Origin of the sequence: Nonomuraea sp. GTA35 (assembly GCF_041950525.1) — a bacterium.
Classification (GTDB): domain Bacteria; phylum Actinomycetota; class Actinomycetes; order Streptosporangiales; family Streptosporangiaceae; genus Nonomuraea.
In genome coordinates this window covers 207,225-226,490 of record NZ_JBGNUV010000008.1, presented here as the reverse complement: position 1 = coordinate 226,490, position 19,266 = coordinate 207,225, and the positions used below count along the sequence as shown (strand labels likewise).

General features: G+C 69.2%; 20 protein-coding genes, 2 pseudogenes and 1 riboswitch. Of the genes and pseudogenes, 15 read left to right on the top strand and 7 right to left on the bottom strand.

Annotated features, from left to right (window positions below; translation table 11 throughout):
- Nucleotides 1-2: 2 nt before the first annotated feature.
- Both ACBJ32_RS32830 and ACBJ32_RS32825 read left to right on the top strand, forming a co-directional pair.
- Nucleotides 3-341 carry a YciI family protein gene (locus tag ACBJ32_RS32830; RefSeq protein WP_375130041.1) on the top strand — a complete coding sequence of 113 codons (339 nt, stop codon included), beginning with the start codon at nt 3-5 and terminating at the stop codon, nt 339-341.
- Nucleotides 338-1,552 carry an RNA polymerase sigma factor gene (locus ACBJ32_RS32825; protein WP_375130040.1) on the top strand — a complete coding sequence of 405 codons (1,215 nt, stop codon included), beginning with the start codon at nt 338-340 and terminating at the stop codon, nt 1,550-1,552. Before ACBJ32_RS32830 ends, ACBJ32_RS32825 begins: the two co-directional genes overlap by 4 nt.
- A 55-nt stretch (nt 1,553-1,607) precedes the next feature.
- On the opposite strand, the gene ACBJ32_RS32820 is transcribed toward ACBJ32_RS32825, so the two are convergent.
- Complete coding sequence (locus ACBJ32_RS32820) at nt 1,608-1,847, bottom strand: hypothetical protein (RefSeq protein ID WP_375130039.1); 240 nt, start codon at nt 1,845-1,847, stop codon at nt 1,608-1,610.
- Nucleotides 1,848-2,263: 416 nt separating this feature from the next.
- Nucleotides 2,264-3,307 (bottom strand): hypothetical protein, encoded by a 1,044-nt coding sequence (locus tag ACBJ32_RS32815; protein WP_375130038.1) that lies wholly within the window; start codon nt 3,305-3,307, stop codon nt 2,264-2,266.
- A gap of 535 nt (nt 3,308-3,842) precedes the next feature.
- On the opposite strand from ACBJ32_RS32815, the gene ACBJ32_RS32810 reads away from it, so the two are divergent.
- The 3 genes from ACBJ32_RS32810 (at nt 3,843) to ACBJ32_RS32800 (ending at nt 6,517) form a co-directional block, all read left to right on the top strand.
- Nucleotides 3,843-4,694, top strand: coding sequence for an SDR family NAD(P)-dependent oxidoreductase (locus ACBJ32_RS32810; protein WP_375130037.1), 852 nt, complete (start codon nt 3,843-3,845; stop codon nt 4,692-4,694).
- Nucleotides 4,695-4,746: 52 nt separating this feature from the next.
- Nucleotides 4,747-5,961, top strand: coding sequence for an NAD(P)/FAD-dependent oxidoreductase (locus tag ACBJ32_RS32805; RefSeq protein ID WP_375130036.1), 1,215 nt, complete (start codon nt 4,747-4,749; stop codon nt 5,959-5,961).
- Nucleotides 5,962-6,247: 286 nt separating this feature from the next.
- On the top strand, nt 6,248-6,517 hold the full coding sequence (locus ACBJ32_RS32800; RefSeq protein WP_375130035.1) for a hypothetical protein: 270 nt from the start codon (nt 6,248-6,250) through the stop codon (nt 6,515-6,517).
- Between the two features lie 270 nt (nt 6,518-6,787).
- On the opposite strand, the gene ACBJ32_RS32795 is transcribed toward ACBJ32_RS32800, so the two are convergent.
- On the bottom strand, nt 6,788-7,453 hold the full coding sequence (locus ACBJ32_RS32795) for a TetR/AcrR family transcriptional regulator (RefSeq protein WP_375130034.1): 666 nt from the start codon (nt 7,451-7,453) through the stop codon (nt 6,788-6,790).
- A gap of 201 nt (nt 7,454-7,654) precedes the next feature.
- On the opposite strand from ACBJ32_RS32795, the gene ACBJ32_RS32790 reads away from it, so the two are divergent.
- The 3 genes and pseudogenes from ACBJ32_RS32790 to ACBJ32_RS32780 all read left to right on the top strand — a co-directional run.
- The gene (locus tag ACBJ32_RS32790; RefSeq protein WP_375130033.1) at nt 7,655-8,749 is read left to right on the top strand and encodes a cytochrome P450; all 1,095 of its coding nucleotides are present in this window, start codon (nt 7,655-7,657) and stop codon (nt 8,747-8,749) included.
- Nucleotides 8,750-8,760: 11 nt separating this feature from the next.
- On the top strand, nt 8,761-8,961 hold the full coding sequence (locus ACBJ32_RS32785) for a ferredoxin (protein WP_375130032.1): 201 nt from the start codon (nt 8,761-8,763) through the stop codon (nt 8,959-8,961).
- A 298-nt stretch (nt 8,962-9,259) separates the two neighbouring features.
- Nucleotides 9,260-9,589: pseudogene (locus ACBJ32_RS32780) on the top strand (transposase); the annotation flags it as partial.
- A gap of 61 nt (nt 9,590-9,650) precedes the next feature.
- On the opposite strand, the gene ACBJ32_RS32775 reads toward ACBJ32_RS32780, so the two are convergent.
- Nucleotides 9,651-10,361 carry a TetR/AcrR family transcriptional regulator gene (locus ACBJ32_RS32775; protein ID WP_375130031.1) on the bottom strand — a complete coding sequence of 237 codons (711 nt, stop codon included), beginning with the start codon at nt 10,359-10,361 and terminating at the stop codon, nt 9,651-9,653.
- 276 nt (nt 10,362-10,637) lie between these two features.
- Between ACBJ32_RS32775 and ACBJ32_RS32770 the strand changes: the two genes are divergently transcribed.
- From ACBJ32_RS32770 to ACBJ32_RS32755, 4 genes are all read left to right on the top strand, one after another.
- The gene (locus tag ACBJ32_RS32770; protein WP_375130030.1) at nt 10,638-11,627 is read left to right on the top strand and encodes a M56 family metallopeptidase; all 990 of its coding nucleotides are present in this window, start codon (nt 10,638-10,640) and stop codon (nt 11,625-11,627) included.
- 71 nt (nt 11,628-11,698) lie between these two features.
- Nucleotides 11,699-12,187 carry a hypothetical protein gene (locus tag ACBJ32_RS32765; protein ID WP_375130029.1) on the top strand — a complete coding sequence of 163 codons (489 nt, stop codon included), beginning with the start codon at nt 11,699-11,701 and terminating at the stop codon, nt 12,185-12,187.
- Between the two features lie 23 nt (nt 12,188-12,210).
- Nucleotides 12,211-12,699 carry a universal stress protein gene (locus tag ACBJ32_RS32760; protein ID WP_375130028.1) on the top strand — a complete coding sequence of 163 codons (489 nt, stop codon included), beginning with the start codon at nt 12,211-12,213 and terminating at the stop codon, nt 12,697-12,699.
- A gap of 273 nt (nt 12,700-12,972) precedes the next feature.
- A complete protein-coding gene (locus ACBJ32_RS32755; protein ID WP_375130027.1) occupies nt 12,973-13,902 on the top strand; it encodes an NlpC/P60 family protein in 930 nt (309 codons plus the stop codon).
- Nucleotides 13,903-13,905: 3 nt separating this feature from the next.
- On the opposite strand, the gene ACBJ32_RS32750 is transcribed toward ACBJ32_RS32755, so the two are convergent.
- The 3 genes from ACBJ32_RS32750 to ACBJ32_RS32740 form a co-directional block, all read right to left on the bottom strand.
- A complete protein-coding gene (locus tag ACBJ32_RS32750; protein WP_375130026.1) occupies nt 13,906-14,385 on the bottom strand; it encodes an SAM-dependent methyltransferase in 480 nt (159 codons plus the stop codon).
- Nucleotides 14,386-14,553: 168 nt separating this feature from the next.
- Nucleotides 14,554-15,027: a CHAP domain-containing protein gene (locus tag ACBJ32_RS32745; RefSeq protein WP_375130025.1), complete on the bottom strand. Its 474-nt coding sequence runs from the start codon at nt 15,025-15,027 to the stop codon at nt 14,554-14,556.
- A gap of 183 nt (nt 15,028-15,210) precedes the next feature.
- Nucleotides 15,211-15,357, bottom strand: a riboswitch (cyclic di-AMP (ydaO/yuaA leader).
- A gap of 189 nt (nt 15,358-15,546) precedes the next feature.
- Complete coding sequence (locus ACBJ32_RS32740) at nt 15,547-16,899, bottom strand: MFS transporter (protein WP_375130290.1); 1,353 nt, start codon at nt 16,897-16,899, stop codon at nt 15,547-15,549.
- Between the two features lie 74 nt (nt 16,900-16,973).
- Between ACBJ32_RS32740 and ACBJ32_RS32735 the strand changes: the two genes are divergently transcribed.
- The 3 genes and pseudogenes from ACBJ32_RS32735 to ACBJ32_RS32725 all read left to right on the top strand — a co-directional run bounded on the left by ACBJ32_RS32735 (nt 16,974) and on the right by ACBJ32_RS32725 (nt 19,218).
- The gene (locus ACBJ32_RS32735) at nt 16,974-17,708 is read left to right on the top strand and encodes a helix-turn-helix transcriptional regulator (protein ID WP_375130024.1); all 735 of its coding nucleotides are present in this window, start codon (nt 16,974-16,976) and stop codon (nt 17,706-17,708) included.
- A 362-nt stretch (nt 17,709-18,070) separates the two neighbouring features.
- Nucleotides 18,071-18,515: pseudogene (locus tag ACBJ32_RS32730) on the top strand (hypothetical protein).
- 268 nt (nt 18,516-18,783) lie between these two features.
- Nucleotides 18,784-19,218, top strand: a complete 435-nt coding sequence (locus ACBJ32_RS32725) for a calmodulin-binding protein (protein WP_375130023.1) — start codon at nt 18,784-18,786, stop codon at nt 19,216-19,218.
- Nucleotides 19,219-19,266 lie beyond the last annotated feature (48 nt).

Genomic DNA, 19,266 nt, shown 5'->3' with positions numbered 1-19,266 from the left:
AGGTGAAGTACGTGCTGATGTTCGTCGAGACCGAGCAATTCGCCAAGCAACTGGAGGCGATGGGCGAGCTGGAGCAGCAGGCCGCCTACGCGGCCGTCGGACAGTGGTTCGCCGACCACGCCGACAAGATCACCCACCATACGCATCTGGCGCCGGTGCACACCGCCACCACGGTGCGCCTGGATCAGGGCGAGCCCGTCGTCACGGACGGGCCGTTCGTCGAGGGCAAGGAGGTGGTCAGCGGGTTCGCCGAGGTCGAGGTGGCCGACCTGGACGAGGCGCTGAAGATTGCTCGCTCCTGGCCGGCTTGCCCGATCGTGGAGATTCGCCCCATCTCATGAGCGAGCCGGTGCCCGAGCAGGTGAGCCGGGAGGTGCTGGCCCGCGTGGTGCGCGAGCACGCGGGCCGGCTGGCCGCGTCCTTGGTGTCGCTGCTGGGCGACTTCGCCGCCGCCGAGGACCTGGTACAGGACGCGGTGGAGGTCGCGCTGCGCCGCTGGCCGGTCGAGGGGATCCCCGAGCGCCCAGACGCCTGGTTGTTCACCGTGGCCCGGCGGCGCGGCCTGGACGTGCTGCGCCGGGAGTCGAACTACCGGGCCAAGCTCGCCCAGCTCACCTGGCCGGCCCCCGCCCCGCGTGACGACCGGTTGCGGCTGATCTTCACCTGCTGCCACCCGGCGCTGTCGCGTGCCGCGCAGATCGCGCTCACGTTGCGCGTGGTGTGCGGGCTGTCGGCCGAGCAGATCGCCGCCGCGTTCCTGGTGCCCGAGTCCACGGTGGCGCAGCGCATCACCCGCGCCAAACGGAAGATCGGCGAAGCCGGGATCCCTTACCGCGTCCCGGCGCAGGAGGAGTTGCCGTGGCGCGTCGGCGAGGTGCTGGCGGTCATCTACCTGCTGTTCAACGAGGGCTACCTGTCCAGCACGGCCGAGCGGGCCCAGGCACGTGACCTGGTCGAGGACGCCGAGTGGCTGGCCGCGCTCTTGGCGAACCTGCTGCCGAAGGAGCCGGAGGTGGCCGGGCTGCTGGCGCTGATCCGGCTGCACCGGGCGCGGGGCGTGGCCCGCTTCGACCCCCAGGGCCGCTTGGTGCTGCTGGCCGATCAGGACCGAGGTCTGTGGGACCGGCAGGCCATCGAGCAGGCCACCGCCCTCCTCACGCGCGCGGCCCTCGCCCACCGGCGGCCGGGGCCGTACCAGCTGCAGGCGGCGATCGTTGCCTGCCACGCCGAGGCCGAGACCTTCGCCGCCACCGACTGGGCGCAGATCCTGGTGCTCTACGACATGCTGCTGCACCTGGCGCCCTCACCGGTCACGCGGTTGCACCGGGCGATCGCCCTGCGGCACGTCCAAGGCCCTGAGGCGGCCCTGGCCGAGCTGGAAGACCTTGGCGACGTGCTGGAGCGCTACCCCCTCTTCCACGCCACCCACGCCGAGTTACTGCGTGATCTGGGCCGCCGTGAACAGGCGCGGCGGGCCGATGAGCGGGCGCTGGAGCTGACCGCCAACCCGGCCCAGCACGCGCTGCTGGAGCAACGCCTGGCCTGGCACTGAGGTTGCGCCTCATCACCACGGTGGCCACCTCTACCGGGGTCCGTCCTGCCGGCGGTCAGCAGACGGTCGCGCCGATGATGGCGGGCGTGCTCCAGCGGTCCAAGGACAGCCGCACTGCGGCGAGAGCGCCGGCCAGCCAGTGCCAGTGCGCGGTGGCGAGCCTGTCCCGGGCCCACTGGCCGAGTGAGATCGCCAGGGGCAGGGCAATGGTGAGGAAGACCAAGGTCATGATGAGCAGGCCGGTGACGTACGGCAGGGCGAACCAGCGGGCGACGCTGCGGTCGCGGCCGCTCATCGTGGTCAGTTCGTCTCGTTCGGCGGGGGTGAGGCGGAGGAGGCGGGCCTTGGTGGTCAGCCAGGTGGCCCGGTAGAGGTTGTGGCAGCGCAGGGCATTCGCGAGCAGCGCGTACGAGTCGCTGCGCAGTGGCAGGGCCGCCCACTGCCGGATGATGCGGGTGACCTAGGACGACCAGGGCGAGGAAGCGGTCGGCGGCTGCGTGCGGGTGGGCCAGGCGCAGGCGGAAGATCGCGGGAACGCCGATCGCGCGTCCTGCCATCCAGTGCCAGGCCTCGTGCAGGCCGGTGAGGACCATGGTGAGCAGGAGCCCTGCGAGGAGCGACAGGCCCGGGCTCGGCAGGAACCAGGCATCCTTCCGCGCAGTTCCTTCCTGGGTGGCCGCGGCGGAGTCGGGCTCTGCTTGTCACTGGTGTTCACCGCAGGGTGAGCGGTGTCTTGGGTTCGCTGGGACCGCCCTTCCCGGAATGACCGCCGTTCCCGGAACCCGGACGCGCTGGAGCGGAGGGCGCGCCCGCCGCGCGTGTGGCGGCACGGCGGGCGCGCAGGCCGCCGGCCAGGCAGAGCGTGAGCCCGAGCACGAGCCAGGCGACCAGGACGATGAGGGAGTGGGCAGCGCCGCGGCCGTCGAAGAACGCGGTGGAGCGCAGCAACTGGCCCCCCGCCCCCGGCGGCAGCAGTTGGCCGAGCGCGCCGGACCAGCCGGGCAACATCTCGGGTGCGGTCGCGGCGCCTGACAGGGGATTGCCGATGAGCATCACGGTGGCGGCGCCGAGGCCGAAGCCGGCGTTCCCGAGCAGGGACGCCAGGCCGAGGATGCTCAGGGAGGTGGCCGCGACGGTCAGGGCGATCGCGCCGCTGCTGGCCCAGTAGTGGCCGCTGAGCGAGCCGAGCCAGAACTGCAGGATCGCCGCCACCGCGAGGCCGCCGGTGACCGCGAAGGCGAGCGCTCCGGCGACCCGGCGACCGGTGCCGCGGACGAGCGTGGTCAGCAGCAGCCCGGCGAGCAGGCCGCCCATGGCCAGGGGCAGCGCTCCGGCAGCCAGGCCGGCGCCGCGCGGGTCGTCGGCCGGCAGGGCGACGAGATCGCGGACGGCGGCCGCGGGACCGGCGTCCTGCGCCTGACCGAGCGCGGTCGCGATGCCCTGCAGGGTCTGCGCGACCGCCGCGCTGGCGGCGGAGGCGATGATGACCTGCGGGGAACCGGAGCTGAGGTCGATCGCCCCGTACACCTGCCGGTCGCGGATCAACCGTTCGGCGGCCGCGGTGTCGGCGACCTCGGTGATCTCGAAGCCGCCCGGCAGGCGCTGGTCGAGGGCGGCGCTGGTCCGCTTGGCCAAGGCAGCCGGCCCGGCGACGGCGATCGGCACGTCGTGCACCGACGAGCGCACCGACGGCCAGGCGAAGGCGGTGAGCAGCACGGCGATGCCCGCCGTGAGCAGGACGACTGTCCTGGCCACCGCCGCCCAGGGTGACGGTGCTGTGTCGGCTGCCGGCGCGGCCCGAAAGGCCACGTCTACTCCTATATATAACGTTTGCGTGATGCCTGTGGCGAGGGTGGACTCAGCCTGGAATGCCCGCGCCGTACAGGGGTGTCGAGCAAGTCGCGACCGCTGAAGAGTCACCTCAGCGTGCGCGGCGATGCGGGCCGGCTTTCGCGAGTTGCGGACGCAGCAGAGGTCAGTGACGCGGGCGTCCTGGCCCGGACCCGCCATGACGCCGTCGGTCCGGCCGTCCGTGCGGAAGGGAACCGCTCGCGTCCCTGCGCCCGTACATGACTGGTCCCGCCTGTCACCCGCACCTCCTGTTCCGTACACAAGACGCCGGCCCGCACCACCGTGTGACACCCCGTCCTCTGTGGTTCGTTGTGGCGTACGACACAGCACCGCACTGTCACAAAGTTCGTGGCACCGACGCCACATGGTCGTCAGGATGCCGCGCGCCCCAGCACGTGGGAATCAGCGCTCTGCCGCCAGCCGAAAGAGGAAAGACATCATGAGCAAGGTTTGGTTCGTCACCGGTTCGTCCCGCGGCCTGGGCCGCGAGTTCGTCGAGGCCGCCCTGTCGCGCGGCGACAAGGTGGCCGCGACCGCCCGGACCGCCGAAAGCCTCGACGACCTGGTCACCGCCTACGGCGACCTGGTGCTTCCGCTGAAGCTGGACGTCACCGACACGGCCGCCGTCCACGCGAGCGTCACCCGGGCCAAGGAGCACTTCGGCCGCCTGGACGTCATCGTGAACAACGCCGGCTACGCCCAGGTCGGCGCGGTCGAGGAGCTGACCGGGCAGGACCTGCGCGACCAGCTGGAGACCAACCTGTTCGGCGCGTTGTGGGTGATCCAGGCCGCGCTGCCCTACCTGCGCGAGCAGGGCTCAGGGCACATCATCCAGCTGTCCTCGGCAGCCGGCCTCATGGCGATGCCGCTCAGCGGCGCCTACAGCGCCTCCAAGTGGGCGCTGGAAGCCCTGAACGAATCCCTCGCCCAGGAGGTCGCCGGCTTCGGCATCAAGGTGACCGTGATCGAGCCCGGCGGCTTCGCCACCCGCTCCGGCAAGAACCCCGACCCGCTCGCCAACGGCCACCTGTCCGAGCCCGACCCGATCTACGACGGTCTCCGGCAGCGCATCGCCGCGTACGCGGGCAAGCAGCCCGCCGGTGACCCTGCCGCCGCGGCCCAGGCGCTGCTCAAGCTCGTCGACTCCGACAACCCGCCCCTGCGGGTCCTCTTCGGGCAGGGCTTCTACCCCATGCTCCAGCAGGTCTACGCCGACCGGCTCAAGACCTGGGCCGACTGGCAGGACCTCTCGGCGGAGGCGCACGGCACCCTCGATCGAGAAGACCGCTGACGCAGGACCGAGTCCACGCTCACCAGCGAGAGCCAACCGACAGGAGCGACACATGAGGCATCGCATCGTCGTCCTCGGCGCCGGCTACGCCGGGGCCTACGTGGCCGGGAACCTGGCCCGCCGGCTGTCCCGCACGGACGTCAAGATCACTGTGGTCAACGCCGTGCCGGACTTCGTCCAGCGCATGCGGCTGCACCAGCTCGCGGCCGGCCGGGACCTCCAGGCCCCGACGCTCGTTGGCGTCTTCGCGGGAACGGGGATCGAGCTGCGCCTGGCCCGCGTCACCGCCATCGATCCCGAGCGCCGGATCGTCACCATGGCCGACGCCGACAGCGTCGCCGGCGGTGGCGGGGAGCTCGGCTACGACACGCTTGTCTACGCACTCGGCAGCCGCGGCGACGACGGCAGCGTTCCCGGCGCGGCCGAGCACGCCTTCGACGTCGCCGCCCGCCCCTCGGCGCTACGCCTGCGTGAGCGCCTGGACAGCCTGGACAGGCGAGGCGGAGGCGGGAACGTGGTGGTCGTCGGCGACGGGCTGACCGGCATCGAGTCCGCCACCGAGATCGCCGAGGCCCGGCCCGGCCTGTCGGTGACGCTCGTCGCCCGTCACGAGCTGGGCGCCCGGCTCTCCGCCGGAGCCCGCCGCTACCTGCGCCGGGCCTGCGACCGGCTGGGCGTCACCGTCGTGGAACACACCAGCGTGGAAGCGGTCGAGGCGACGCGGGTGCGGTTCGCCGACGGCACCACCCTGCCCTCCGACGCGACCGTGTGGACGGCCGGGTTCGCGCTCAGCCCCATCGCCGCCGCCGGCGGGTTGCAGGTCACCGGGAAGGGACAGATCGTCGTCGACCGCACCATGCGGTCAGTCTCGCACCCGGACGTCTACGCCATCGGCGACAGCGTCCACGCCATCGGCGACAACGGCCGGCCACTGCCGATGTCCTGCGCGTCGGCCGGCTACACCGGCCGGCAGGCCATCGAGGCCATCGTGGGACGCCTGACCGGCCGTAGGATCGCGCACACCAAGCTGGTTCACACGTACAACCACATCAGCCTCGGACGGCGGAACGCGATCCTGCAAACAGTCGACGACCAGGGGCAGGCGAAGCCGAAGTACCAGGGCGGTCGGCAGCCCTCGCGGGTCCAGGCGGCCATTCACAGGACGGCGCTGTGGGCCACCATGCACCCCACGTACGGCTTGCCCAAGCGCAGGCACCGCCTGGCCACCGCGCCGCCGTACACGACCGCAGAGAAGAGCCACGCGTGACCGCCACACGGGCCCGGCAGCTCGCCTCGTCGGTGCGCCCGATGGTGGCAGGCCCAGGCGGATCGGTGCGAGCAGGTGCTCGTCGGGACGGGGTGCGATCGCGTTAGGACGGGCGCAGCAGTGACGCCCCACGCCCGGCCAGGAAGGCGGCACCATCACCGGGCGGGGCTCCGCTTCCTCGCGTCGGGACTTCAGCACCCTGCTGCTCGCGGCCGCGCTGATCGCCCTGGCCGCCGGGCTTGTCGCAGCTGTCTGAGCCCGGCGCCGCATCGCAAGGATGCAATGCATGATTCTGGTCACCGGCGCCACCGGGAACGTCGGCTCGGAACTGGTGAAGGCACTCACCCAGGCCGGCCTGCTGACCCGCGCCCACCAGTCTGAGGTCGAGATCCCGCGGCCCCGCGCACGCCGGCGCCTTCCGCGAGGCCGCCTGGACATCCTCGGCTTCTCCACCATCGACCAGCGTCATGAGTGGACGACCTTCGACAGCGTGACCCCACCGCAGAACACGCGCAGTGGCGGGTCGGCGGTGTCGGCGAGCTCCAGCATGGCCTGACCTGCGACCACCGGATCTCCGACGTCCCGCGCCTGGGCGTACGCGGCGTGAGCCCTGCGGGTGGCGTCGTAGAGCGGGTTGGGCGGGGCCTGGACGCCGCTCACGCCACCATGCTGCTGCGCGCACTGCTGCTGACCCACAGCGAGATCAGCCGGTGACAGACGATCACCCACCATGATCAGGCGTCACCATCTGCCCGAACACCGCCGAACGAACTCAGACAAGGGGATGACCTGCGATTTCAAGATGGACCCGGCTCAAGGATGCGCATCACCCTCGATGCTCGCCCGACGGATGATCGCCGTTTCGAATCACGCCGGAAGGTGACGCGTAACCCAGCAGTGGAAGGAAGACCTCGTCGGCAACCGCGGCCAGGTCGGCATCGGATGGCCAGATCCCGAAGACCACGAAGTCGTCCCGCAGCAGGCTGATCGGCAGGGTGATCACCCGTCGCGGCCAGGGGCCGGGCGGGATCTGACCGCGCTCGGCCGCGCGCTTCAGCACCGTGGACATGGCGTCCGACAGGGCGGAGTTGGCGATGAGGTCCCGCAGTCGCTGTGCCAGCCGCGGGTCGTGAACTGTGTCCGCGATCAGCCCGGAGACCGTGTCGCGGCGGGTGTCGCCGAGGTTCGTCTGCGCCTGACGCAAGAGGTCCAGCACATCGTCGCGCAGATCACCGGTGTCGGGGACCGGCACGTTGGCGAACCGGCTCCGCAGCGTGTCCAGCACCAGCTCGGGCAGGCTGCTCCAGCGGCGGTACAACACGGCCTTGCTGGTACCGGCGCGGTTCGCGATGCCTCTCATGGTGGACTTCGCGTAACCCAGTTCGGCCAGTTCCTCGCGAGCCGCGTCCAGAATGGCGTCTTCGAGCTCGGCTCCCCGGCGGCGCGACATGGTCTCGCCTGCGGACGGAGCCGTCCTCGGTGTGTTCGGCATCACAACTCCCAAGAAACCTTGCGTTCCCTGATCGCCGAGCTTAGCCTGATCATAAGGAACTCAGGGTTCCTTATTTCGAGAGGTGACATCATGACAAATTCCGTCACTCAGGCTCCGCCGTCATTCCCGATGCCCCGCTCCTGCCCATTCGGTCCGCCGCCGCAGTACGAGCAAGTCAGACGGGAGGCACCGATCTCGCGGGTGACCCTGCAAGACGGCAAGCAAGCGTGGTTGATCACCGGGCACGCCTTCGCGCGAAAATTCCTGTCCAGTGACAAGATCAGCTCGAACCGCGCGAACCCCGGTTTTCCGCAGCTGATTCCCGGGGTCGCCTCGGTGCCACTGAAGGGCACGATCGTCGCCATGGACCCGCCGGAGCATTCCCAGCACCGGCGCATGATCACCAATGAGTTCACCGTCAAGCGAGTCAAGCAGATGCGACCGGAGATCCAGCGGATCACCGACCGGTCCATCGACGAGATGCTGGCCGGACCGCGGCCGGCCGACCTGGTGGAGGCCTTGTCGTTGCCGGTGCCGTCGCTGGTGATCTGCGAGCTACTGGGAGTGCCCTACGCTGATCGCGGTCAGTTCCAGGGCAGAACGAAGCTCATTCTCAGCCGCAACGCGACCAGCGAGCAGCGACGCGACACCGCATTGTGGTTGCGCCAGTACATCAACGGCCTGGTCGTGGGCAAGGAGACCGAGCCGGGCGAGGATCTGCTGAGCCGGCTGATCGACAAGTACCACGACATCGACGCCTATGACCGCGAGACCCTGACCGGGATCGGGCTACTGCTACTGGTCGGCGGTCACGAGACCACCGCCAACATGATCTCGCTGAGCGTGGCCTCGCTTCTGGACGATCCGGAACTGCTGGCCGGGTTGCGGGAGCGGCCCGAGCGGACCCCGCAGCTGGTCGAAGAGCTGCTGCGCTTTCACTCCATCGTCGACAACGCCACTTCCCGGGTGGTCGTCGAAGATTTCGAACTGGACGGCGTCACCTTCCGCGCCGGCGACGGCGTCATCGTGGCGGCCGCGGCCGCCAACCACGACCCGGACGTGTTCACGCGGCCGGATCAGATCGACGTCGACCGCGGTGCGCGGCACCACCTGGCCTTCGGTTTCGGGATCCACCAGTGCCTCGGACAGAACCTGGCCCGGCTGGAGCTGGAGGTCGTGCTGAACACGTTGTTCGCACGGATCCCGGACCTGGCACTGGCGGACCCGGTAGAGCGCCTGCCGTTCAAGAGCGACGCACTCGTCTACGGCATCCACCGGCTGCCGGTGACCTGGTAAGAGACACCTCCATGAAGATCACATTGGACGAGGGAAAATGCTGCGGTTCGGGCCAATGCGTGCTTACCGCTCCTGAGCTCTTCGATCAGCGAGAGGAGGACGGGATCGCGGTTCTGTTGCATCCATACGCTGATGCGGAGCAACACGAATCCGTCCAGGAAGCAGCCATGGTGTGTCCAGGACAGGCGATCTCGATCGAGGGATCACCATAGGGGACCAGATGGTCATTGTGGGCGCGTCCGTGGCGGGCATCAGTGCCGCGGACCCCCTGCGACAACGCGGCTTCACCGGCCGGATCACGTTGTTGGGCAGCGAATCCGTCTTCAACCGAACCGATCTTGACTGGTTGGGAGGATCATGGCCTTCGATCGCGGCAACGGATGGTGACCGAGCAATGTGTTCGACGTCAGATCTTCCACGTGTCGTTGGCAGCTGGCCGAGGCTCGATCAGGGCGTGTATTTGGTTGTGATCAATCTGCGGGATCCGCCCTCGTCTCGGGGCCGTTTTGCGTGACGCGGGTGCAGTTGACGGATGTGGAGTGGGAGTTCATCGAGCCCTACCTGCCGATCGGTGGGTTCGGCCCGTACCCCGAGCGGCTGCGGCAGCAGTTCGAGGGGGTGATCTGGCGGTTCCGGACAGGCGGGCGGTGGCGGGAGATGCCCGGGGAGTTCGAAGCTGGGCTGGAGGGCATGATCGCGGAAGCCGCGCAGCGACGCGAGGTGGACTTGTCCCTGGTCAGCGTGGACTCCACCACCGCGCGGGCTCACCACGACGCTGCCGGGATGCACCTCGGCCCAGGCGTCGTCACCGCCCTGGAGAAGGCCGCCGGGGAGGAGAAGACGTCCTGAAGTAGGCCACCCCTGAGCCTGATCTCTTCGCGACGGCTGTGGAGGCTGAGGCTCAGCCTCTCTGTGTCCGCTCCAGCCATGCCACGAGCATGTCCACCGTGCCCTCGAACAGATCGTCCGGCCGCTGCGGGCCTGCTTCTGCGAGAACCCGGCTCAGATGCGGCGTGTCGAGGTCGGCCACGGCGCGCTGAACCTGCGGGGCTGCGGTGGCCCAATCGGCCGGGTCCACCCCGGCCGGTGGCCGGTCGTGCCAGGAGTCGTAGAACTCGGTGAACCCGGCGATCAGCAGGATCAGGTGTTGATACGCACGGTGTGCGTCTTTCGGGCTCAGTCCGAGCTCGAGGAGGAACCCGAGCACGGTGTCCTGGTGACGTGCCAGGGTGTGCTGCGGGTCGGTGAGCGTGGCGAACTGTCCGCTCATGGCCAGGGCCAGCAGCCCTGCGTGACGGCGGTACCAGGAACGCGGCTCCCTGCAGTACTCGCGCAGGCTGTCTCGCCAATCATCCGCATCGAGCCGCGGTGTCGGCGCGTCCTCCTGGGCGACGCTCAGCGCCAGCGCCAGCACCTCGCGTTGGTCAGTGACGTAGTTGTACAGCGCGCGAGGCGAGACGCCGAGTTCGTCGGCCAGGATCCGCATGGTCAGCGCCGTGGGCCCGTTCCGCGAGATGAGCGTCAGCGCCGCCTGGCCGATCGACTCTCGGGTCAGGGTGGGCCTGCCCTTGCGGTGGGTGGGGCGGCGCCGCGTACGCGGGGTTTCGGACACGGGGCAAGACTGATCGAGCGTTGAACTTCACACATGTTGACTTTAAGTATCCGGCCCGGCAGCATCGACGAGGTGAGGCGGTCGACCTCGGGCTGGTGGCCGCGGTGGCGCCGCTGGCGGCGGTGTTCCCGCACGGGATGCACACCCTGATGCGCCAGATCGCGAACGGGCACGGCCTGGACGGGCTGGGGCTGCCGCACCTGGTGGCGCTGGCGTGGTCTGATCCACACGGTACGCACCACCGCCAGGACGATCCGGCAGCGGCGACGCCGGCGCATGCTGGTCGACGTGGTGGCCGATCACTGGCCGGACCACGACGCCTACGTCCTGCCGGTCGCCGAGCGGGTGGCCAGCTGCGTACCGGGCCGGCATCGGCGCATCGTGCTGAGCCAGGGCACGGTGGTCCTGCTGACGACGCAGGAGTTGGATGCCGTCCTGCGGCATGAGCGGGCGCCCGCACGCGGGCGCCACGATCTGGCCCTGCTGCCGTTCGTGGCGCTGACGCACGCGTTCCCGTGGCTGACGCCCGTGCGGACGGCACGGCAGGCGGTCGCCGTGCTGCTGGAGATGATCGCCGACGATCATGCCTGCCGCGCGCACGGCGAGCTGCCGTTGGCGCGCGCCCTGGTCCGCATGGCGGCCGGCGAGTCCGCTCCAGGTCCGGCGGCCACCTTCGCGTTGGCGGACGCGGGTGTCGTGGAGCGCCTGCAGCGCCTGCTCAGCCGGCGCGACCAGCCTCGTTGGGTGCCGGCGGCGGCCTCTTCGACGGCAGGGCACGGAGTGACGGCTCGACGGCCGGGCTCCCGATTCACACACGCGCAGGGCCTGCCGGCCGTGCTGATCGCTGCCGGCGGCTCCGGCCGACCCTCAGCCCACCGCCGAGCAACTCCGCAAGCAACTGAGCCGGCTGCAGAAGGACTTCGACGCCGTCGTGGCCGACTACAACGCCAACCGGGTGGCGCTCGCCGCCGCGGAACGGGCGGAACGCTCGGCCGCGGCGGGCTTGCGGGCCGCTCAGCGCGATTTCGATGCGGCCCGGCGGCAGATCTCCAAGCTGGCGACCCTGGCCTACCAGACCCCTCAGGTGCCCTTCAGCCTCCCATGGGCGCCGGCGAGCCGGGCAGCCGCCTGCACGCGGGCGCGATTTCGCACCTGCAAGCACAGAACCAGCAGGCGATGCGCAGGCGGCACGGCAGAGCGGCCGGCCGCAGGTACACCGCATGGCCAGCGCCATCCTGGCCGCCCAGCAAGCAGAGATCGACCTGATGCGGCGCATGCTGACGGCACGCGGCGCCACCGACACCTCACCACCGTCCGGCTGAACGAGGAGGCCAGGGATGACCGCACGCCTGACGCGCCTGCTCCTCGCCACCACCGGCGCCTCCGTGGCCGCCCTGGTGATCGGTCTGCTGTCCGGAGGGGCGGCCTTCACCCCCACGATCGCCGGTCTCGCCGACTCCGGAGCCGTGACCCGCTGGAGGTTGCCCGCCGCCAAGCTCGCCGCGAACCTGTCGGCCGTCGTGACGATCGGCGCGTTGCTGATGGCAGCGGTTCTGCTGCCCTCCGACAAGGGGCTGTTGTCAGCAGAGGCGAGCCGGTACGCGCGCCTGGCTTCCCGCGCCGCGCCGGCGTGGGCCGTGGCGACCATGCTGTTCACGCTGTCGGACATCATGGCGGTGCCCGTCATCCAGCTTCCCGGTCCAGCGGTGATCAGCTTCATCACGTCCATCCCGCAGGGCGCGCTCGCCGGCGCCCTGATCGCCGCGGCGGCCCTGCGCACCCGCGCCGGCGCGCCCGCCGACGAGGTCACCGCCTCCCGCGGCTGACACCTCAGAAGGCAGAAGATCTCATGTCCATCCTCATCGCCTACGACGGCTCCCCAGACGCCCGGCACGCCGTCGAAGAGACCGCACGTCTCTTCCCGGGAGCCTCCACCGTGGTTCTCTACGCCCGCCAACCGCTGGAAAGCCTCGCCGCCTATCTGGAAGGCCATCCGGCTCTGGAGGACCTGTGCGACCTCGACGCTCGAACCTTGGACGCCTCTGAGCACCTGGCGGCCGAAGGCGCCGAGCGTGCTCGGGCCCTCGGGCCGAACGCAGAACCTCGCGTTGCCTCTGTCCCCGAGAAGACGGCCGCCGAGGCCATCGTGGACGTGGCGGAGGAGACCGACGCATCGTTGATCGTCCTCGGTTCCCGTGGGCGCCGAGGGTTGTCAGCACTGCTGTCGGGCAGCACCTCTACCCGGGTCGTGCACTCCACCAGCCGGTCAACGCTGATCATCCCGTCCGGACCGCTGGCCGCTGCTCGCCGTGACGGCCGAGCAGGTGCCGAACGCTGAGGCGTACGCGCCCGGCTCCCGAGCCATCCGCGGAGGCCGGGGGCGCATACGCGTCTGTTGAACGCGATGCCCGTCGCGTGCGTATCCACACGTGACACCAGATCAGCTACCGCTGATAGTAAGTCGGTCCTACCTAGGGAAATTGCACGGAACAGGGCAAAAGCCTCCGCGCCTTCTGTACTATTTCGGCCCAGGCTCAGTGACTTACGAGGAGGCATCGTAGTGGCCGTGTGGACGAGGCTCGGGCGACCAGCAGTAGCCGCAGCATTAGCCTTGATCGCACTGGCCGCGACGCCCAGCGGCGCTCTCGCAGAGCCGTCGCCGGCCAAGATCCGGGCCAAGCTGGTGAAGCTGAACGAACAGGCCGACCAACTGGTCGAGCGGTACAACCAGGCGAATGAGGCGTACAAGTCGGCCAAGAAGAAGTACGAGAAGCTCAACACCGAGCTCAGCCGCAAGGACGCACAGGCCCGCGCGCTACGCGAAGAACTCGCCACGATTGCGAGCAACAGCTATCAGGCCGGCCCTTTCGGGGGCTGGCCGGCGTTCGCCCTGCAGGGCAACTCCGAGGCGGCTCTGAGCAGCATGGCCTCCCTTGAGCAACTGGCGCAGGACCGAGCGGCCAAAATACTTGCCTACGAGGCGGCGACGAAGGACCTGCGCGATCGGCGCACGGAAGCGCAGCGGGTTCTGACAGAAGCCGACGACGCTCGTGACAAGGTCCGCGACGAGAAGACGAAGGTGGACAAGCTGGTCAAAGAACAGACCAAGCTCCTGCGCCGGTTGGGCACCTTCCAGACCGGCGATCCCAACAGCCCCGGCATCGAGTACACCGGCCCGGCATCCGGCAACGCCCGCCGCGCGCTCCAGTTCGCCTTCGCCCAGGTGGGCAAGCCCTACCGATACGGCGGCACCGGGCCCGGCTCCTACGACTGCTCCGGCCTCACCCAGGCCGCCTGGCGCACCGGCGGAGTCGAACTGCCCCGGACGACCTGGACTCAATGGGCGTGGGGCGCCAGCCGCCGAGTTCCCCTGGATGCGCTGCAGCCTGGAGACCTGCTCTTCAGCAAGGGGCTCGGCCACATGGGGATGTACGCCGGCAACGGCAAGATGGTGCACGCGCCGCAAACCGGCGATGTCATCAAGGTGGTCGACCTCGACGACTACTGGCGCAACCGCCTGCTCGGTGCGGTCCGCCCATGATGGTCAGCGACGCTGTGCGACACCGAGCACGTAGTCCCCACCGATCCGGGTGACCCAGCGATCATCCACCTTCAGGCCATGGCGGGGCAGTTCGGCGAGGAACTCCCCCGCCGTGAACCGGTCTTCCTCGGGATGCTCAAGCAGACGCCGGAAGGACGGGCGTGCCAGGGCAGTCGCCGTCACCTCGCCGAAGTGGAACCCGCCCCTTGCGGCAAGGACTCGCGCTGCCTCAGCCAGTGCGGCTCGCCGATCAGGGATGTGGTGGATGATCCCGAAGGCGACACGGAGATCGGTGGCGTCGCCCAGCGCCAGCCGCACGTGCCCGGCGTAGCGCACCGACCGTCGCCGAGCGCCGATCTCCAGAACCCGGGTGCCCGGAGTTCGCCCGCCCAGCTTCATCAGCTGCGGCGCCTCGTACCAACGTTGCAGCGCTCGGCGTGGCGAGCTGTTGACCAGGAGCGTCTCGAACCGATTCATCAGCATGGGAGGCCCCTTTCCGCCGACGTCCGCTCCAGTCCGGTGGTCAGGGCAGGCGGAGTACGTCACTCGGCAACTTCGGATCAAGAAAACAGCGGGTGGCGCAGGAGACTCTCCCTCGCCACCCGCGATCCTTTGACCATCGCGCTGGCAAGGAGTCTTCGACCTGCTGCGTCAGGCCTTGTAATCGGGGTAGCCGTAGCCCACGACCTGGGACTTGGGCCGGATCCGCTGCTCGACCTTGCCGTTGCCGGTGTTGCCTTCGATCGCGGTGATCGTGCCGTTGCCGTTGTCCTGCTTCACCATGCCCACGTGGTCGATGCCCGAGGTGCTCTTGCCGTTCCAGTCGTAGAAGACGATGGCACCGGGCTTGGCCACCGTGCCCCAGCGCTTGTTCGCCTGGAACCACTTGGCGTAGGTGACGGTGTAGGCGTCCCAGCCGACGGTCGGCCGGGCGCCCGCCTTCTCGCCCACCCAGGAGACGAACATGGCGCACCACGGGGCGTTGGCGTACGCCTGAATGCTGCCGCCGTCACGGGCGATGGTCTCCTTCGCCCGCTGCGACGACATGTACCAGCTGTGGAATGGAGTCCCGCCGCCCGCGGAGTTCTCCGTAACGCCGATCTGCGACTCGGCAATCTTCAGCACCGCCTGTGCGCTCGCCTGAGTCGCCGGCCTCTGGGCCTGGCTCTGGGATTCATGGTCCGCGGCGAAGGCGGGGCCGGCGGCGAGAACGGCACCGGCTGCCACGCTGAGCCCCAGCGCGAGGCGGGAAAGGTTTCCGGGCATGAGGGCACGGGTGAAGCTGTGCTTGGCCATTACTGAAATTGCTCCTTGCTTCCATGCCGCCTACCGGGTTAGCTGACGGGTTCGGGCGTGGAAGTGCCCTACGGAGCGCTCACATGGAGCACACCGATTCACCCCAGAAACAGATGGGTCCCCGGTTCCGCGAGATCGCGAATTCGGCGGCCGCGTCACATCCGCACGTATGACGTACGCGCTGGTGAGACACGGTCTCGGCAATATGGAGGCGCCACGCGGCAAGCGATGCTGCCAGGCGTACGCCTTGAGTCCTTGAAGGTAAGCGAACTGCATAGAAAGATGCAAGCCAACCTCTGGACAATGCAACGGAATCCCCTGCGCCATGGGCGATGGCGAGGAAATTCTTTACCTACTCCCGATAGTAGATCCAGTTTGCCGAAGCTCATTGGCAGTCTGTTTCACGAAACGTGGACGCGACGGAAGCAGTGCGCCGATGAGCACGGCGCCGAGCGCCACGCAGACCGCGCCCGCCGTGAGCCCGCGTGAGTAGCCCAACATGGTCAGCGCGGCCACCCCGACAGCGCCACCGATCTGCTGGACGGAGGTGAACAGGGCCGACCCGAGACCGGCGTCCGCCTCGGTCGTACCGTCGACTGCGGCCGTGGCCATGAGGGGCAGGCTCAACCCGTTGCCCACGCTCAGTACGAGCATGCCGGGCAGGACGTGTGCGGCGTAGGAGTCGCCCGCCGCCACGTCGGACAGCAGCAACAGACCGGCGATGTTGACCACGAACGCCAGCAGAAGCGCCCATCGTGTCCCGATCCTGAGCGAGAGGCGGGACGACAGCCACATGCCTGCCAGAATGCCCGCACCGTAAGGCAGGTAGGCGATGCCGGCCAGCAGCGGGCTATATCCCAGAGCGGTCTGCACCTGAAGCATCAGCAGGAAGGACATGGCGTACATCGCCATCGAGAACAGCAGAGTCGCGCCGTTGGCGACCACCCGCGTCCGCGAGGCCAGGAACGATCGGGGCACCAGCGGCGCTGCCGCCCGTGACTCCGCCACCAGGAAGGCCACCATCAAGGCGACGGAGAGTACGACGGCACCGATGACGAGAGGATCGCTCCAGCCGGTCTCCCCCACTCGCAGCAGCCCGTACACCAGCGACACCGCAGCACCGGTGATCAGGACCGCGCCGGGAACGTCGAGGCGGCGCCCTCCGGGCGCGCGGGACTCGGGGACCAGGCGGGGCAGCAACGCCAGCGCCACGGCGACGACGGGCAGGTTGATCAGGAAGATCCCACGCCAGGACGCCAGGTCGGTCAGCGCCCCGGACAGCACCAGGCCCGTGGTCCCGCCGAGGGCCGCGATGCCGCCCCAGATGCCCAGCGCCTTGGCCCGCGCCTCGGGCCCCGGATACAGCAACGTGATCATCGACATCGCGGCAGGGCTGGCCATCGCGGAGCCCGCGCCCTGACCGAACCGCCCGATGACGAGCTGCCACGGCTCCTGCGCGAGCCCGCAGGCCAGGCTGGCCAAGCCGAACAGCGCCACCCCGATGAGGAAGACGCGACGGCGGCCCAGCAGATCCGCCATCCGGCCGCACAGCAGCAACAGCCCACCGAAGGCCAGGAAGTAGGCGTTGACTACCCAGGGCAGCCCGGACGCGCTGAAGCCCAGCTCATGGCGGATGCTGGGCAGGGCCACGCTCACGACGGTGTCATCGAGTACGAGCATGAACTGGACAAGACACAACACGATTATCGGCACCCGACGACGCTATTGATCTGCCATATTTGGCCACAATCCGCGATGGGGACAGACTATGTCGCATGGAGGACATGGGCGCGATCATCGTCGGCCACTTCCCACTGGCCTCTGGGGACTGGATCCCCCCGCACAGCCACACCCACCACCAACTCGCCTGGACCCGGCGCGGTGTCCTGAGCGTCAACGTGGGCCAGGTCTACTGGGTCCTGCCGCCCACCAGGGCGCTGTGGCTGCCGGCGGGTATCGCCCACGCGACCGGCGCGACCCGCGACGCGGTGCTGTGCAGCCTGTACCTGGCGCCGGAGCACTGCCCCCTGGACTGGCGCGAGCCCACCGCCGTCGGCGTCGATGGCCTGCTGGCCGAACTGATCGGCTACCTGGCCCGCACCGACCTCGCCGACGACGCGCGGCTGCGCGCCGAGGCCGTGGTGCCCGACCTGCTGCGTCCGCTGCCCACCAAGCCCATCGACGTGCCGGAACCCACCGACGAGCGGGTCCAGATGGTGGCGGCCGCCCTGCTGGCGGACCCGGCCGACTCACGCAGTTTGGAGGCTCACGCTCGCGCGGCCGGTGTGAGCAGACGGACGTTGACACGGCTGTTCGTGCGCGACACGGGCATGAGCTTCGACCACTGGCGCACACAGGTACGGCTGCGCGCCGCCCTGCCGCTGCTGGCCGAGGGGCAGCCGGTGTCCCGGGTGGCACACAGCGTCGGCTACGCCACGGCAAGCGCGTTCCTGGCGGCCTTCCGCCGCACGGTCGGCACCACACCGCGGCGCTACCTGCTCAGTCGTTGACTCATGACCCTCGCTGCGACGAACGTCCGGCCCGGGCAGCAACCAGGTGTGGTCAGAGCCGATTGAGGGGCCCTAGCCCCGAAGCGTGGAGTTTCAGTGCAACTTCGGTGAGTGGCGTGCTAAATGGCCTTCCATAGCGATATCTGAGACAGACCTGGCGGTCCGGGATGTGAAGTTCGCAGCCTGACAGCAGCCGTGCTGCCGTATCCGGACGAGCGGCAGCGCCGCTTGTATCCGGCTGCTGAGGCCGATGCGCTCGGGCATGGCGGGATCGTGGTGGTGGCCAGGCTGGCAGAGGTGTCGGAGCCGACCATCATGAGGGACTCCTCGAGCTCGCGGGTGGTGCACCGGTTCTGGGCCGGGTGCGCCGTCCCGGTGGCGGACGAAAGCCGGCTGCTGAGCATGACCCGGGCCTGGCGCCGGCGCTTGAGGCGTTGATCGAGCCGCGGGAGATCGGTGATCCGGTTTCCCCGCTGCACTGGACCACGGCCTCGCTGCGGGACCTGGCCCGGGAATCAACCGCAGCCGGGCACCCGATCAGTGCCCCGGCAGTGGGCGATCTGCTGCGCGGCGGGGTTCAGTCTCCAGGGCATGGCCAAGCGGCGCGCCGGCAGCCAGGTTCCCGACCGCGACGCCGAGTTCCAGCACATCAACACCACGGTCGAACAGTTCCTCGCCGACGGTTCGCCGGTAGTGAGCGTGGACGCCAAGAAGAAGGAACCGATCGGTGACCTCGCCCGAGCCGGCCGCACCTACCGGCCCAAGAGGAAGCCGATCACGGGCCCGATCACGACTTCCCTTCGCTGATGCCCCGGTCGCGATCCCGTACTCGGCCTTGAACTCGGGCGGGTAGTTCTTCATCACCATCAGGAACATCTCTTCCCCTGGACCTCAAGATCCAGTCTCCGAGGTGTCTGAGATTCCACGACAGCACTCCGGCTTGGCATGGCCGGACGGTGAGCAGTGGCCGTTTCGGTGGCGAAGCCTGGTCAAGCTATTAACTTAGCGTCACGGGCCAACTACAGTGAGTTACTGATGGTCGCAGATCGCGACCCGAGTCACCGGAGGTGCCCCCATGACACGCATCCCCACCAAGATCGCCGCCATACTCGCGGCGGTCATGACGCTCATCCTCACCCCAGGCGTCCCCGCCCATGCAGCCGAAACAGCCTATTTCCGCATCACCGACACCGACGGCCGCCCCCGATTCAACATCGAGCTCCGCGACGAAGCCAAGATCGCACACGCCCGCCGCATCCTCAGCGGCGAGGAAACCGGGCGCATCCACGTCCACGGCCGGATCATCAAGCGCCCCGTCCCCTACAACCCCGGATGGAGCTTCCACCTCGACCCCAACACGATCGACTTCTTCGAAGTAGCCATCGAGGTCTGCGACTCCAGCATGCAATACCTTGAGGACCACCTGGATGAGGCCGGCGGCGCATTCCTGCCCGGCGGCCACTGGTGCCCGTGGAGCTCCCGCCTGGTGGCTGAGATCCGGCCCTCATAGCCCTGACCTGCAAGCGATGCGGCACCTCGGGAGGGCATTTCCCGGGGT

Bases quoted from the DNA above. Each gene is read 5' to 3' on its own strand.
- ACBJ32_RS32800 (WP_375130035.1), top strand. From the start codon at position 6,248: ATGATTCTGGTCACCGGCGCCACCGGGAACGTCGGCTCGGAACTGGTG.
- ACBJ32_RS32820 (WP_375130039.1), bottom strand. From the start codon at position 1,847: ATGAGCGGCCGCGACCGCAGCGTCGCCCGCTGGTTCGCCCTGCCGTAC.
- ACBJ32_RS32750 (WP_375130026.1), bottom strand. From the start codon at position 14,385: ATGCTGATGAATCGGTTCGAGACGCTCCTGGTCAACAGCTCGCCACGC.
- ACBJ32_RS32825 (WP_375130040.1), top strand. From the start codon at position 338: ATGAGCGAGCCGGTGCCCGAGCAGGTGAGCCGGGAGGTGCTGGCCCGC.
- ACBJ32_RS32805 (WP_375130036.1), top strand. From the start codon at position 4,747: ATGAGGCATCGCATCGTCGTCCTCGGCGCCGGCTACGCCGGGGCCTAC.
- ACBJ32_RS32735 (WP_375130024.1), top strand. From the start codon at position 16,974: ATGGAGGACATGGGCGCGATCATCGTCGGCCACTTCCCACTGGCCTCT.
- ACBJ32_RS32765 (WP_375130029.1), top strand. From the start codon at position 11,699: ATGACCGCACGCCTGACGCGCCTGCTCCTCGCCACCACCGGCGCCTCC.
- ACBJ32_RS32760 (WP_375130028.1), top strand. From the start codon at position 12,211: ATGTCCATCCTCATCGCCTACGACGGCTCCCCAGACGCCCGGCACGCC.
- ACBJ32_RS32725 (WP_375130023.1), top strand. From the start codon at position 18,784: ATGACACGCATCCCCACCAAGATCGCCGCCATACTCGCGGCGGTCATG.
- ACBJ32_RS32770 (WP_375130030.1), top strand. From the start codon at position 10,638: ATGCTGGTCGACGTGGTGGCCGATCACTGGCCGGACCACGACGCCTAC.
- ACBJ32_RS32795 (WP_375130034.1), bottom strand. From the start codon at position 7,453: ATGCCGAACACACCGAGGACGGCTCCGTCCGCAGGCGAGACCATGTCG.
- ACBJ32_RS32785 (WP_375130032.1), top strand. From the start codon at position 8,761: ATGAAGATCACATTGGACGAGGGAAAATGCTGCGGTTCGGGCCAATGC.
- ACBJ32_RS32810 (WP_375130037.1), top strand. From the start codon at position 3,843: ATGAGCAAGGTTTGGTTCGTCACCGGTTCGTCCCGCGGCCTGGGCCGC.